This window comes from Tepidibacillus sp. HK-1 (assembly GCF_001748485.2).
Classification (GTDB): domain Bacteria; phylum Bacillota; class Bacilli; order Tepidibacillales; family Tepidibacillaceae; genus Tepidibacillus_B; species Tepidibacillus_B infernus.
Genome location: NZ_BDGM02000006.1, coordinates 17,882 through 32,739, shown reverse-complemented (window position 1 = coordinate 32,739; position 14,858 = coordinate 17,882). Strand labels below are relative to the sequence as shown.

General features: G+C 37.0%; 13 protein-coding genes. All 13 read left to right on the top strand.

Features of this window, described 5'->3' with window-relative positions; genetic code table 11:
- Positions 1-13: 13 nt before the first annotated feature.
- The 13 genes from BEN26_RS04295 (at position 14) to BEN26_RS04235 (ending at position 14,789) form a co-directional block, all read left to right on the top strand.
- On the top strand, positions 14-679 hold the full coding sequence (locus BEN26_RS04295) for a precorrin-2 dehydrogenase/sirohydrochlorin ferrochelatase family protein (RefSeq protein WP_069797340.1): 666 nt from the start codon (positions 14-16) through the stop codon (positions 677-679).
- Positions 676-1,605, top strand: coding sequence for a hydroxymethylbilane synthase (gene hemC, locus BEN26_RS04290; RefSeq protein WP_069797338.1), 930 nt, complete (start codon positions 676-678; stop codon positions 1,603-1,605). The genes BEN26_RS04295 and hemC overlap by 4 nt, the downstream gene beginning before the upstream one ends.
- The gene (gene cobA, locus BEN26_RS04285; RefSeq protein WP_069797336.1) at positions 1,605-3,119 is read left to right on the top strand and encodes a uroporphyrinogen-III C-methyltransferase; all 1,515 of its coding nucleotides are present in this window, start codon (positions 1,605-1,607) and stop codon (positions 3,117-3,119) included. The genes hemC and cobA overlap by 1 nt, the downstream gene beginning before the upstream one ends.
- Positions 3,120-3,145: 26 nt before the next feature.
- The gene (gene hemB / locus BEN26_RS04280; RefSeq protein ID WP_069797334.1) at positions 3,146-4,123 is read left to right on the top strand and encodes a porphobilinogen synthase; all 978 of its coding nucleotides are present in this window, start codon (positions 3,146-3,148) and stop codon (positions 4,121-4,123) included.
- 2 nt (positions 4,124-4,125) lie between these two features.
- Positions 4,126-5,178, top strand: a complete 1,053-nt coding sequence (gene ahbA, locus BEN26_RS04275; RefSeq protein ID WP_069797332.1) for a siroheme decarboxylase subunit alpha — start codon at positions 4,126-4,128, stop codon at positions 5,176-5,178.
- Between the two features lie 5 nt (positions 5,179-5,183).
- Positions 5,184-6,473, top strand: coding sequence for a glutamate-1-semialdehyde 2,1-aminomutase (hemL, locus tag BEN26_RS04270; protein WP_069797330.1), 1,290 nt, complete (start codon positions 5,184-5,186; stop codon positions 6,471-6,473).
- Positions 6,474-6,485: 12 nt separating this feature from the next.
- Positions 6,486-7,433 (top strand): type I pantothenate kinase, encoded by a 948-nt coding sequence (gene coaA, locus BEN26_RS04265; RefSeq protein WP_069797328.1) that lies wholly within the window; start codon positions 6,486-6,488, stop codon positions 7,431-7,433.
- 100 nt (positions 7,434-7,533) lie between these two features.
- Positions 7,534-7,992: a YiiD C-terminal domain-containing protein gene (locus BEN26_RS04260; RefSeq protein WP_220126407.1), complete on the top strand. Its 459-nt coding sequence runs from the start codon at positions 7,534-7,536 to the stop codon at positions 7,990-7,992.
- Positions 7,993-8,187: 195 nt separating this feature from the next.
- The gene (locus tag BEN26_RS04255) at positions 8,188-10,563 is read left to right on the top strand and encodes a glycoside hydrolase family 31 protein (protein ID WP_069797326.1); all 2,376 of its coding nucleotides are present in this window, start codon (positions 8,188-8,190) and stop codon (positions 10,561-10,563) included.
- Positions 10,564-10,810: 247 nt separating this feature from the next.
- On the top strand, positions 10,811-11,326 hold the full coding sequence (locus BEN26_RS04250; RefSeq protein WP_068723044.1) for a DoxX family protein: 516 nt from the start codon (positions 10,811-10,813) through the stop codon (positions 11,324-11,326).
- A gap of 238 nt (positions 11,327-11,564) precedes the next feature.
- Entirely contained in the window at positions 11,565-12,758 is a 1,194-nt protein-coding gene (locus tag BEN26_RS04245) for a LysM peptidoglycan-binding domain-containing protein (RefSeq protein ID WP_069797324.1), read from the top strand.
- A gap of 18 nt (positions 12,759-12,776) precedes the next feature.
- Positions 12,777-13,757, top strand: a complete 981-nt coding sequence (locus tag BEN26_RS04240; RefSeq protein WP_069797323.1) for a phosphotransferase — start codon at positions 12,777-12,779, stop codon at positions 13,755-13,757.
- A 27-nt stretch (positions 13,758-13,784) separates the two neighbouring features.
- On the top strand, positions 13,785-14,789 hold the full coding sequence (locus BEN26_RS04235) for a phosphotransferase (RefSeq protein WP_069797321.1): 1,005 nt from the start codon (positions 13,785-13,787) through the stop codon (positions 14,787-14,789).
- Positions 14,790-14,858: the final 69 nt, after the last annotated feature.

Sequence of the window (14,858 nt, the reverse complement as noted above, 5' to 3'; positions counted from 1 at the left end):
GAGGGTTGTGACCATGAATCGTTATTACGCCATGATGGTAAATCTTACAAATCGTCCTTGTCTCGTGATTGGTGGAGGAAGGGTAGCAGAACGAAAGATTCTATCCCTTTTAAAAGCGAATGCAAAAGTGAAATTAATCAGCCCGGTAATTACACCTTTGTTAGAGACATTGGTACAGGAAAATCGTATTTCCTGGGAAAAGCGTGGATATAAACGTCAAGATGTAAAGGGTTATTCGATCATCGTGGTTGCTACGGATCAAAAGGAATTAAACCAACAAATTTATCAAGAGATCGATCATCAGTACCAATGGGTTAATATTGTAGATGATCCAGAATTATCTACCTTTATCGTTCCAGCTATGATAGATCGAGGACATTTACAAATAGCGGTTTCCACTAGTGGGTCAAGCCCTGGACTAGCAAAAAAGATCCGCCAAGAATTGGAAAAGCAATACGGGGTGGAATACGAAGAGTATACAACTTTCTTGGCAGAAATGAGAGAATGGATTTTACAGCAGGGTTTGACAAACGAAGAACGGAAAAACTTATTTGAATATTTACTTGAACCAGACTTTTTATGTAGGATCGAGAAAGGGGAAAGTAAAGACTTGCTGATTCTAAAGATCAAAGAAACCATAAAAGAGAATATCAATAAGGAAAGGGAATTGTTATCGTGAAGAATACATTCGTCGTTGGATCACGAAAAAGTCAGTTAGCTTTAACACAAACGGAATGGGTGATCGAAAAGCTAAAAAAACTTTATCCTAATATAAGGTTTGAGATTAAAGAGATCGTTACGAAAGGGGACAAAATTCTTGATGTTACCCTTTCAAAAGTAGGTGGCAAAGGACTATTTGTGAAAGAGATTGAGCAAGCTTTGTTAGATGGAGAGATTGATTTTGCCGTACATAGTATGAAGGATATGCCTGCTGAAATGGCAGAAGGGTTAACGATTGGTGCAGTACCGGAAAGGGAAGACCCAAGGGACTGCCTTATTTCAAACCAAGATTATACTATAGAAACATTGCCAATAGGTGCTAAAGTGGGAACAAGTAGTTTACGCAGAGCTGCTCAAATTGTTGCCTATCGTCCTGACCTAAAGATTGAGTCCATCAGAGGAAATGTTAACACCAGACTGTCAAAATTAGAAACTGATGGACTGAATGCAATTATTTTAGCGGCTGCTGGCCTTAAACGAATGAATTGGCAGGATCGGATTACGCAATATCTAGACGTGGATCTTTGTCTTCCTGCAGTTGGTCAAGGAGCCCTTGGCATTCAAGTGAGAGAGAATGACCAAGAAACCATACAAATGTTACAATCCATCGATGATCAAGAGACAAGAATGATCATTTCAGCTGAAAGGGCGTTACTACATCATTTACAAGGGGGCTGTCAGATTCCAATTGGAGCTTATGCGAGATGGCAAAACGATCAAATTCATTTAGTTGGAATGGTTGCCGCAGTAGATGGCAAGCGTATTCTTAAAGCAGAAGTAACTGGTTCAAAGGAAGAAGCTGTTTCTTTAGGAATTAAGGTAGCTAACCAACTTTTACAACAAGGAGCAGATCAAATATTAGCAGAGGTGAAGGAGGGGAGATAATGAAGGTAGGGAAAGTATTTTTAGTGGGTGCTGGACCAGGAGATCCCAAATTAATCACAGTGAAAGGCCTAGAAGCGATTCAAAAAGCAGATGTGATTGTATATGATCGTTTGGCCCATCCTTCCCTGTTAAAGTATGGGAGAAGGGATGCGGAAAAAATCTATGTAGGCAAATCTCCAAATCGTCATACTCTGCAACAAGAAGAGATCAATCAACTCCTTGTTCAGTTAGCCTTAGAAGGAAAACTGGTCACCAGACTAAAGGGTGGCGACCCTACGATTTTCGGTCGAGTAGGAGAAGAGGCTCTTTTATTAGCTGAACATGGGATTTCCTTTGAAATTGTACCTGGAATTACTTCGGCAATTGCTGTCCCTGCTTATGCAGGCATTCCTGTCACCCATCGCGATTTTACCTCATCGATTGCTATTGTAACAGGACATGAGGATCCAACTAAAAATGAATCCAATATCAACTGGGAAAAACTTGCAACTGCTACTGGTACTTTGATTTTCCTCATGGGAGTTTCTAACTTAAAACTGATTCGTGATAAGTTAATCGAAAACGGCCGAGATTCAAGTACTCCTGTTGCACTTGTTCGAATGGGAACGAGAGTGGAGCAAAAAACGGTTACTGGAACATTAGAAAATATCGTACAGGTGGTAGAAGAAACAAAACTTACTTCTCCAGCGATCATTATTATTGGTGAAGTGGTAAAATTACGAGAGCATTTAGCTTGGTTTGAGAAAAAGCCTCTTTTTGGAAAAAGAGTCCTTGTTACTAGAGCTAGAAATCAAGCAAGTGAATTATCTGCCTTAATTGAAGAATTAGGCGGAGAAACTGTCGAATTCCCTGTCATCAAAATTGTTCCACCAAAGCATACAAAGGAATATCAACAGGCTTTTCAACAGTTAGACCAATATGATTGGATCATGTTTACCAGTGTCAACGGAGTTCAATCCTTTTTCCAAACGTTAAAAGAACAACGTATTGATATTCGTAAAATGGCAAAGGCGCGGATAGCTGCCATTGGCCCAAAAACTGCAACATTTTTAGAAGAAAAAGGTCTGATTGTTGATGTGCTACCACAGGAGTTTCGTGCAGAAGGGCTTCTTGATGCTTTGGCAGGCGAATTAAAGGTTGGACAAAAGGTATTACTTCCTCGTGCAGATATTGCTCGAAAGATCCTACCTGATCAACTAAAGGAAAAAGGATTAGAAGTAGTAGAAATCAATGCATATGAAACGGTGATTGATGCGGAAAACAAAGATGAAATCATTGAGATGCTAAAAGAGAAGCAGATTCAAATCATTACCTTTACTAGCTCATCTACCGTTAAGAATTTTTATGAGGCTCTTCAGGGCGAATCTTTAGAAAAATTGTTAGAAGGGGTTACCTTAGCTAGTATCGGACCGATTACGACAAATACCGCTCAACAATTGGGCTTAAACATAGATATTACAGCTTCAGAATATACCATTCCTGGATTAATTAAAGCTATTTCAAAATCAAAGTAGAGAGAGTTAGGGAAGGAGAGGCAGATATGGATTTACAATTTACTCGTCATCGCAGATTAAGACAAAATCCCGCAATCCGAAATTTGTTTAGAGAACATCATCTACACGTACATGATTTAATATATCCTTTATTTGTCATTCATGGTCATAACGTAAGAAATGAGATTTCTTCCATGCCTGGAGTATTTCAGCTTTCTTTAGATCAATTAGAGCAAGAGATTAAGGAAATTGTGGAGCTTGGGATCCAAGGCGTTATTCTATTTGGTATCCCAGAAAGTAAAGATGAAGTTGGAAGTGGTGCATATCACGACCATGGAATTGTTCAAGAAGCGATACGTATGATCAAACAAATCGCCCCTGAACTTTTAGTTATTGCCGATACTTGCTTATGTGAATTTACCGACCATGGTCATTGTGGTGTCATTCATGAGGGCAAGGTATTGAATGACCCATCTTTAGATCTATTGGCAAGAACCGCTATTTCTCAAGCTAGAGCAGGCGCAGATATGATTGCTCCATCCAATATGATGGATGGTTTTGTTGCAGTCATTCGTAAAGGATTGGATGAAGCAGGGTTTGAGGATGTACCGATTATGTCTTATGCAGTAAAATATGCTTCTTCCTTTTACGGACCATTTCGCGATGCAGCTCATTCTGCACCACAATTTGGGGATCGCAAAACCTACCAAATGGATCCTGCCAATGGAAGAGAGGCTTTAAGAGAAGCCTATTCTGATGTGGTAGAAGGGGCAGATATCCTGATGGTTAAACCTGCTTTAGCTTACATGGATATTATTTATCAAGTGAAGCAGCAATATAATCTACCCCTAGCAGCCTACAATGTGAGTGGAGAATATGCCATGATTAAGGCGGCAGCTCAAAATGGCTGGATTGATGAAAAGAAAATCGTATTAGAAATGTTAACAGGGATGAAACGTGCTGGTGCAGATATCATCATCACATACTTTGCAAAAGATGTAGCCAAATGGTTAAAGGAGGAATGAAAATGAGTGTAGAGCAGATGGATCCAATCAATCAGGAGCTATTAAACCGAATTCAAAAAGATTTTCCTTTGCAAGAACGTCCTTTTCTCGTTATGGCAGAGGATTTGAAGCTTTCAGAACAAGAAGTGATTGAACGCCTTCAAGCTTTGAAGGGAACGGTGATTCGCCAAATCTCTGCTATTTTTGATACCAGAAGCTTAGGCTATCAATCGAGTTTGGTGGCTGCGAAGATTGCCCCAGAACACCTTGACCAAGCGGCAGCAATTATCAATCAACATCCTGGTGTGACTCATAACTATAAACGCAATCATGACTTTAATCTTTGGTTTACCATTGCTGTTCCTCCAAACAGTAAATTAGGATTAGAAAAAACAGTAGAATTATTGGGTGAGATGGCAGATGTAGAATCTATTCGCATTTTGCCAACTCTTAAGCTTTATAAAATTGGTGTGCAATTGGATTTAACAGGGAAAGAGACAAAAAGTAAAACGGAATCCCCAGTTTACAGTGAAAAAAAGCGACAAACCTCTCAAGCCTTATCGGAAAAAGAGATTGCATTGGTTCGAGTTTTACAAAAAGATTTACCGATCATTGCTAGACCTTTTGATGCCTTTGCAGAAGAAGCAGGGGTTAATCTTGATGAATTATTTACAGCGATGAAGGAGTTTAAAGAAAAAGGACAAATGCGTCGTTTTGCGGCGGTCTTGCACCACCGTAAAGCAGGTTTTACAGCAAACGGCATGGGTGTATGGCAAGTACCTGAAGACAAGACAGAAGAGATCGGAACGAATTTTGCTGCTTATCAAGCTGTCAGTCATTGCTATTTACGTCCTACGTATGAAGATTGGCCTTATAATATCTTCACCATGGTACATGGTCGTAATGTAGAAGAAGTGGAGGAAATACTTAGTCTCATGTCTAAAGAAACAGGCATAACGAAAAGAGCCGTGCTTTACTCTACTAAGGAATACAAGAAAACAAGGGTAAAATATTTTACACCAGAAATGGAAGAATGGGAAAATCAAGTCATAGAACAATTCGGAATAAAGGGGTAAGGAAGATGGATCGTTATCAGAAATCTATCAAACTATTTGCGGAGGCAAAAGAACTGTTGCCTGGGGGAGTAAATAGTCCTGTAAGAGCATTTAAAAATGTAGATCGAAACCCTGTCTATATGGATCATGGAATAGGTTCCAAACTATATGATGTAGACGGTAATGAATATATTGATTATGTCCTCTCTTGGGGACCATTGATAGTGGGTCATGCCCATCCAGAAGTGATCGATCTTGTTCAACAAACCCTTGTCAAAGGAACAAGCTTTGGTACCCCTACCGAACTAGAATCAGAGATTGCAAAACTTATAATCAAAACGGTTCCATCTATTGAAATCGTGAGAATGGTCAACTCTGGTACGGAAGCAACGATGAGTGCCATCCGTTTAGCAAGAGGATATACAGGAAGAAGTAAAATTTTGAAATTTGAAGGAAGCTATCATGGGCATAGTGATAGTTTATTGATCAAGGCAGGATCTGGAATTGCCACTTTAGGTTTACCAGATAGTCCTGGTGTTCCTCAAAGTATTGCTTCTCAAACAATTACTGTTCCTTACAATGATATGGATGGTGTTCGTATAGCCTTTGAAAAGTTCGGCGAAGATATAGCTGCTTTAATTGTAGAGCCTGTAGCAGGTAATATGGGAGTGGTTCCACCAAAACCAGGCTTTTTGGAAGGATTACGGGAAATCACGAAACAATATGGAACCCTTCTTATATTCGATGAAGTTATGACTGGCTTCCGAGTAGGACCAAATAGTGCTCAAGGTCGCTTCGGTGTCACTCCTGATTTAACAACCTTAGGCAAAGTGATCGGCGGAGGCTTACCCGTTGGTGCCTATGGTGGAAAAAGGGAGATCATGGAGAACATCGCTCCAGTAGGGAAAATCTATCAAGCAGGGACTTTATCAGGCAACCCTGTGGCCATGGCTGCAGGCCTTTCCACACTTAGACTTTTACAACAGCCAGGTGTTTATGATGAATTAGAGCGCAAGTCTAAACTTCTAGCAGAAGGTTTAGGTAAAAATGCGAAGGAACTAGACATTCCTCATCATATCAACCAAGTAGGAGCAATGATCGGCTTTTTCTTCACAGGTGAGCAAGTCGTTAACTTTGAAACAGCCAAAACCTCTAATTTAGAATACTTTAAACATTATCACGGTTATATGCTTGATCATGGCATCCATCTTCCACCATCTCAATTTGAAGGCTTGTTCATGTCTACTGTCCATACAGATGAAGATATTGAAAGAACATTAGAAGTACAATATAAAGCATTAAAGGCGTTGAGGTAGGAGTTGAAATAAATGGATCATCAAACATTTTCACCTTATCTTTCTTTTGATCGTGAGGAATGGGCTGCTCTAAAGCTCTCTACTCCACTCACGCTTACTGAAGATGACTTGAATAATCTTCATAGTATCAATGAACGCATTTCATTAGAAGAAGTGTGTAAAATCTATCTTCCTCTTTCAAGACTTTTAAACTTGTATGTAGCTGGAACTCAAAGTCTTTTTGAAGTGACCCAAACCTTTCTTGGTTCTATATCTAGGAAAGTTCCTTATATTATTGGGATCGCTGGCAGTGTTGCGGTTGGCAAAAGTACAACAGCTCGGATTATTCAAGCACTACTTGCACGATGGCCAAATCATCCCAAAGTAGATTTAATTACGACAGATGGTTTTTTATACCCAAATGAGCTATTAGAGCAACGTGGGATCATGAATAGAAAGGGTTTTCCAGAAAGCTATGATACTCGCCGTTTAATATCATTTCTAAGGGATGTCAAATCAGGTGTACCAGAGGTAATTGCTCCTGTCTATTCTCACTTGTCTTATAATATCATCCCTAATGAGTATCATGTCGTGAATCAACCGGATATCTTAATTGTTGAAGGCTTGAACGTTTTGCAAACTTCAAAAGAAACCCGTTTAGATCATAAACCACAGCTTCATATATCCGATTTTTTTGATTTTACGATTTATGTTCACTCTGAAGAAGAATACATCAAAAGCTGGTATCTTGAACGTTTTCAGCTATTACGTCAAACTGCTTTTAAAGATAAAAACTCCTTTTTTCATCGCTATTCTGAATTAACCGATCAGGAAGCAAATGACTTTGCAGAACAAGTATGGCATGAAATCAATGAAATTAATCTGAGAGAGAATATCTATCCGACCCAACAACGAGCCCGATTGATTCTTGAAAAAGGATCTGATCATTCGGTACAAAAAGTTAGATTACGCAAGTTATGATCATTGAAATATGATTCTGATTTCATAAGTTGTAGGTAGTTCAAGGGAATTATTGTATAATAATATTTAAAAATAATTCCTTTAGCATTGAGGTGTACCTATGATTGATATAAAAAATATGTTAGAGACTGAATTTGAGAATTATCTACATGAACGGATTCCCATTACTGAAGAGATGAGTTTTAAAGTCGAAGAATTTAAACTAAATAAAGTAAGGATTGGCGCGAAGTTAAAACCAAACATCAATCACAAATCAACCGCTTTTGGGGGAAGTATCAATAGTTTAACAACAGTATGTGGGTGGGCCTTGGTTTTTAATAATATGTTAGATATAGATCCGAACGCACATATTGTAATACAAAAAAGTTCAATTCAATATTTAAAGCCTATCGAAACAGATTTTGTCGCTGAGTGTGAATTGACAGATGAGAGAAAAAAAGAGAAGTTCGTAAATACGTTTAGAAAATTAGGGAAGGCAAGGATTGAAGTAGATGTAATCATTCGTGATGGGGAAGAGATATTTGCTCAATTTAAAGGATATTATGTGGTATTTAGATAAAACAGTTAGTCATCTAACTAAAATGGGATCGCAGCCACCTTTAATGGTGGTTGTTTTATTACATGTATACTACTTTTCTTTTTTTGGGCAAAAAGGTATTGTCATATGGAATCTGAATAGTATAATAATAGTAGTGCAATCGTTTTCACAACTTCTTTGTAAACGGTTAAATATTCAAAACACTAGGAGGCTGTCATGCAAGATACAAGTTTCGCCATTCATCCGGGAAATAAAAAGAAACTAGAAAATACACCATACCATGATATTGGTGATTTAAAAGAATTTGCCAAAGAGCATAACCTATACCGTTTTACTTGTGAACAAGGTTTTGTGAATATCTTGTTCTATCGTGATGATATTGTTCGTATTGTGATGAACCCATTTCATAAGCCAACTATGAAAAGTAGTTTTGCAGTAGTTGCAGAACCAGAAATAGTAAAGGTTAAAATTGAAGATAAAGAAGACAGCTTTTCTCTTTCTAGTTCAAAGCTTCAAGTTATGATACAAAAATCACCATTCCGTGTTAACTTCTATGATCAGGAAGGAAGATTACTTGTAAGTGAATCAGAAAAAGGCATGGGTTTTAAAGAAAGCAAAGAAGTGATTTGCTTTAAAGAAATGGATCCTGAGGACCATTTCTATGGTTTTGGTGAAAAAGCTGGATTCTTGGACAAACGTGGAGAAAAACTCACAATGTGGAATACCGATGTTTATGCACCACATAATCAAGAAACCGATCCATTATATCAATCACATCCTTATTTCATGACATTAAGAAATGGTAAAGCCCATGGAATCTTCTTTGATAATACATTTAAAACTACCTTTGATATGAAAAAGGAGAAAGAATACTCTTTTGCTGCTGAAGGTGGTCAAATCGATTACTATGTAATGGCAGGGCCTTCTCCAAAACAGGTTCTTGAACAGTATACATGGATTACAGGGCGTATGCCATTACCTGCTAAATGGGTGATTGGTTACCATCAATCCCGATACAGCTATGAAAGTGAACAAGAGGTTCGTGAATTAGTGAACTCCTTTATCAAAAAAGAGATTCCTTTAGATGCGGTCTATTTGGATATTCATTATATGAATGAGTATCGTGTCTTTACCTTTGATCGCGATCGATTCCCTAACCCAGAAAAAATGATGAAAGATTTAAAATCTGTAGGTAAGAGGATCGTTCCGATTGTTGATCCAGGTGTTAAAGTGGATCCAGAGTATTCCATTTATCAAGAAGGAATTCGCCAAAACCATTTCTCTAAATATATTGAAGGCGATATTTTCTATGGAAACGTTTGGCCTGGAAAAAGTGCTTTCCCTGACTTCACAAAATCAGAAACAAGAAAATGGTGGGGAGAAAAACATCGTTTCTATACTGATTTAGGGATTGAAGGTATATGGAATGATATGAACGAACCAGCTGTATTTAACGAAACAAAAACCATGGATGTAAACGTTGTTCACGAGAATGATGGTGATCCCAAAACCCATCGGGAAATGCACAATCTCTATGGTTTATTAATGGGGGAAGCGACTTATCATGGAATAAAAAATCTACTTCATGGAAAACGGCCTTTTTTATTAACACGAGCAGGTTACTCTGGTGTTCAACGTTATGCAGCCGTATGGACAGGGGATAATCGTAGTTTCTGGGAGCATCTAGCATTATCCATTCCAATGTGTATGAATCTAGGACTTTCTGGCGTTGCATTATCAGGACCAGACATAGGTGGTTTTGCCCATGATACAACTGGGGAACTGCTTGCACGTTGGACACAAGTAGGAGCTTTTACTCCTTATTTCCGTAACCATAGTGCCATTGGAACTGCACGTCAAGAGCCATGGTCATTTGGCCCAGAAATTGAAAAAATCATTAAGAAATATATTCAATTGCGTTACCAGTGGTTGCCACACTTATATAGTCTTTTTGCACAAACAAGCAAAACAGGAATTCCAGTGATGAGACCATTGTTTATAGAATATCCAGAAGATCGTCATACTTTTAATTTATCTGATCAATTTATGATTGGAGAAAATGTAATCATTGCCCCTATCATAAAACCAGATACCTACCATCGTGTTGTCTATTTACCTGAGGGTACATGGGTTGACTATTGGACAGATCAAATCTATGAAGGTAGAAAACATATCTTGGTCGAGGCTAATCTTGAAACATTACCTATTTTTATTAAAGCAGGAACAATGATTAGCCACGGTTCGATCAAACAATCTACTTCTGTACCAGAAAAGAATATGACCATCCATCTTTATCAAACAGAAAGTGGGGAATCCCATTATACTTTATATGATGATGATGGTGAAACCTTTGCTTATGAAAAAGGAGAATATCTAGAAAAACAAATCCGTTATCAAGCAAATGGAAATGTCATCAAATTGACGATTGAAAATTCTGTAACGGGTTATCAACCTACATGGAAGCATTGGACATTAAAGGTTCATCACGCAACTCCCGATCTAAAACTCATCATCAACGGTAAAGAAGTAGATGCAAAAGATATAAACTTCAATACAGAAAGTAATATTGCCTCAATAACAATAAACCTATAATGAGAAAGCACCTAGGAACTGAATGACTCAGTCAACTAGGTGCTTTTTGGGTTGTATAGATTATTTTATATCGTCTTTATTGAAAAAACTAGTATCATTTATATTTATTCACAAGTACGTCATAAATTTTTTGCAAAAATATGAAAAACGTGATAAGGATATGTTTAAATTTGTAAGAACTTAATATAATGATCTTGTAGTAAGGGCCCTTTATTAAATAATAATAATTTAAGGAGGTAGGAATCATATGGTTTTTAAGTGGTTACGAGAAAATTTGTATGCAAGTTTTGGTCTTTTAGTTTTACGTTTATACCTTGGTTACGATTGGTTAACTGCAGGTTGGGGAAAGATTACTGGTGAAAAACCTTTTAGTGCAGCAGGATTAATAAACAGAGCAATCGAAAATCCTGTAACAAGTCATGATGCAGTTGTATACCCTACTTATACTGCATTTCTTAAAGGATTTGCCTTACCAAATGTTGGACTTTTCAGTTTCTTAGTTGAATATGGCGAATTCCTTGTAGGTCTTGGTTTAATTCTTGGTTGCTTAACTCAAGCTGCAATGTTCTTTGGTGTATTTATGAACTTCATGTTCATGTTTGCTGGTACAGTTTCTTCCAACCCTTGGATGGCTCTTCTCGGTTTCATCGTATTAGTTGGTGGAGCTAACTCTGGAAGAATTGGTTTAGATCGTTGGGTACTTCCATACATCAGACAATATTACAATAAAACCTTTAAGAAAAACAACCCTGTTTCTGCCTAATAATAATATAATAATAAAATAATAAAATGATAAATGGTAAAACCTCTCCAAGAATCTGGAGAGGTTTTACGTGTTTCACCCATTCTATTACAACAATTTCTTGAAAATGCAAAAAGGTTTCTTAAAAAAATAACCGTGTAAGTTCTAAAGTAGGCTGATTAGGTCTACTTTTTTGTCATAACAAGGACGAAGTTAAAATATATTTAATCGAAGAAGACCTTTATAAGGGGTGAGTAAATTGACAGACCAACCATTTATGAGATTTGAGATTAGGGAAAAGGTAAAACATTTTAAGGAAAATCAGAGTTTTCAGTCGCTATCTAGTTTAGAATTACATCCGATAGTAAAAGTTTATGATTCTAAACATCACATAGATATCACAGGACATTTGGTATTAAATGGAGAATTTGAAAGAAAACCACTCGATAATAATTGGCAAGAAGAAGCAGATCAGGCAGACGCTATTCATCATGGATCATTTTTTACAGAAAATGAAATTGCTGATACATTCCAATATCAAATCCCTATCTCAATTCAAATTCAACATGAAAGAGTAAACGATCCAAACGATGTGTTCGTAACGGTAGAATTTTTTGATTATGAAGTCCTTTCAGATCAAGAAATTGAGATCGTTGCCCAGGTTCAGTTACTAGGCGTCCATCCTGATCCAAAACAAGAGACCCCAGTCGATGTGACAGAAGAATTCGAAACAGAATATCCTGTGGATGTTACCTTCGAAAATGATGCCAATATCATGAAAGAAGAAGAAACCGAAGTAGAACAAGTTCAAGCAAATCCGGTTGATGATAATGTTGATGAGGTTGAAGCAAAAGAAGTGATAGATGAGAAAGTAGATGAAACTGCAGAAAATTCAGAAACTATTGAAACTGTCGAGACGGTAGAGACTCCTCTTCCTACTCCTACAATGAAGATAGGCATCCAAGGCAAAAATCGAGAATTTAACCATGATCAGAAGAGTTCAACAAATCCGCTATACTCCCTATTGAAAAAAGAGAAAAGGGAAGAAACCAATGTCATAAAAGAAGAACAGGTCGTCGAAGAAAAGGCAGAAGAAGTGATTGAAGAAAAGGAATTAGCAGCCAATATTACGGAAGAAGAGTCCAAGCAGAAGATAAATACAGAAGACGTTGAAACGGATATCAATCCAGCAATTGAGAAAGTAGAACAGGAGGTAACCGAAGAAATCGGTGAAGATTCTGAAGAACAATCAACGAAAGATATGCTCTTTAGTTTGTTAAAAGGAAATGAAGAGAATAAATATACGTTAAAAATATACTTTGTACAAAAGGAAGATACACTTGAACAAATAGCAGAGAAATATCAGCTTCGTACTGCTGATTTAATGAACCATAATCATTTGCAAAGTGATGAATTAGAAGAAGGACAGATTCTTTTTCTTCCGATCCGTTAGACAAAGGGAGTTTTTGATATGATTGATTATCCTGTAATAGATGATGTTCTAAAAAACTATAATCTACAAGTAGAGGAAATAGAAGAATACTCCTCCTTCTATAAATTAAAAACAAACCGAGGAACAAAAATATTAAGAACTTGGAATGATGTAGAAACTCTAGATTTTGCTTTTCAATTTAGAGAATCTCTGGCGTATGAAGGGTTTCGAAAGATTGATCGCTTTATTAGAACCAATGATGGGCAACCCTATATTTTAAATGGGGATCAGGGATTTGTTTTAACAGATTGGATCGAAGGAAAAATCCCTGTCTCCTCTAACCCAGAACACATGAAAACGATTGGGAAAACATTAGCAGAGTTTCATCAGGCGATGGTGAAAATAAAGACAAACCAAACGTTTGAACCTTGGTCTCATCATTTTAAACGGGGATTAGGACATTTAATGCAAATAGAAAAGGTTGTCTCACAAAAGCAAAGAAAAACACCCTTAGATGACATTGTATTAAAATATATCCCTAGTCAACAAGCACAAATGAGAAGAAGTATAGAAATGTCTGAAAAGTTGGAACGAACTTATTTTCGAAATGAAAAAGAACCCGGATGGTGCTTAGGAAATGTCCAACTGAACCGATTTAGAATCGATCGATTTGAAGAGGGATGGATTTTTGATCTAGGTTTACCAATCTATGATCTTCCAGCTTATGACTTGGCTAAGATGGTTGCACATGTTTATCAAAGAAATGGATTTCAAGAAGATATCATCTATAAGCTGCTCGATGCTTACCAAGAAAAGAATCCTTTAGAAATAGACGATAAAAAGTGGATTTTAACCTACTTGTCCTATCCGCATGATCTATGGAAATTTCTTTATATCTATTTTATTGCAAAGGTGCCTCAAAAGGGATACTCTTTAGAGAGGCAATATCAACAATTAGTAGGGTTGCAGATCAATACTGAGCAACTTTATCAGGTCTTGTATGTTTATTTTCAACTTTAAGTTGACGTAATTAGGGAGGAGCATATCATGGTCCTTACCCAAGAATGGTTTGAATTTGATATACATCCCCACGTAATCGATGAGTATGATTTTCAGGTAAGTCAGATAAAATGGTATGGTTCAGTAGCGAAAATAGAAACCCAACTAGGTGTTTTTGCCGTTAAAAAAGCAAATATGAGTGGGTCGCAAGCCATACGGATGAATGAGATTTTACAATTCTTACAGGAACATAGATGGAATACTTCTACAATTGTTTCTAATAAATTTGCTGAACCGTTTGTACCAGTCAAAAATGGGATTGTTTATGTGACAAAGTGGGTTGAAGGTGAACACTTAACTTTAAATCATCGGCCTCATTTCTTGATCATGGTAAAGGTGATGGCTCATCTTCATAAGCTGGGGTTTGAATATAACCCCGAACCATTTTCTTATCATTTTGTTGATGAAACGTATCTTCGCAATTCATGGGAAGAACGCTTAAAGTGGTTAAAAAAATACCAAAAGAAATTAACGAGAAAAGAATCTTTAACCACCTTTGAACATGTCTTTTTAAGTTATCTACCATTTCTCAAGGAATGGTCTGAAGAAGCTTTAGAACATTTAACTCAATGGGTCATACAATATAACTCGATTGGTGATTTACGGAAAACCATCTGCCACGGCAAATTTCATCATCGGAATATGCTACTTAAACCAAATGGTAAAATGGTATTGATTGACTTTGACCATGTAAGTCTTGATACGCCTGTTAGAGATTTGGCTAATTTTATCCGAAAATATATTTTAAACAAAGAACACCGTTTTTGGGCGCAAGAGTGGTTTGATCGCTATCAAAAAATTGTTTCCTTGACAGAACCGGAAAAGAAATTATTAGCAATATACCTTTTTTTTCCAGAACGAATTTTCACCTTAGCAAAAAAATACGAGGAAAAGCAACAGTATGGATTAGAAGAACAGTATTTAAAAAAACTTCAGATTCGTTGGGGTCAAATGAAAGAAATCATATGGTTTATTGACCAACAATTTATATAATATTCATCATAAAACCAATATAAGCAATGAAAAGAATGAATAAAATGAACACATCAAACGGAGTCGGGA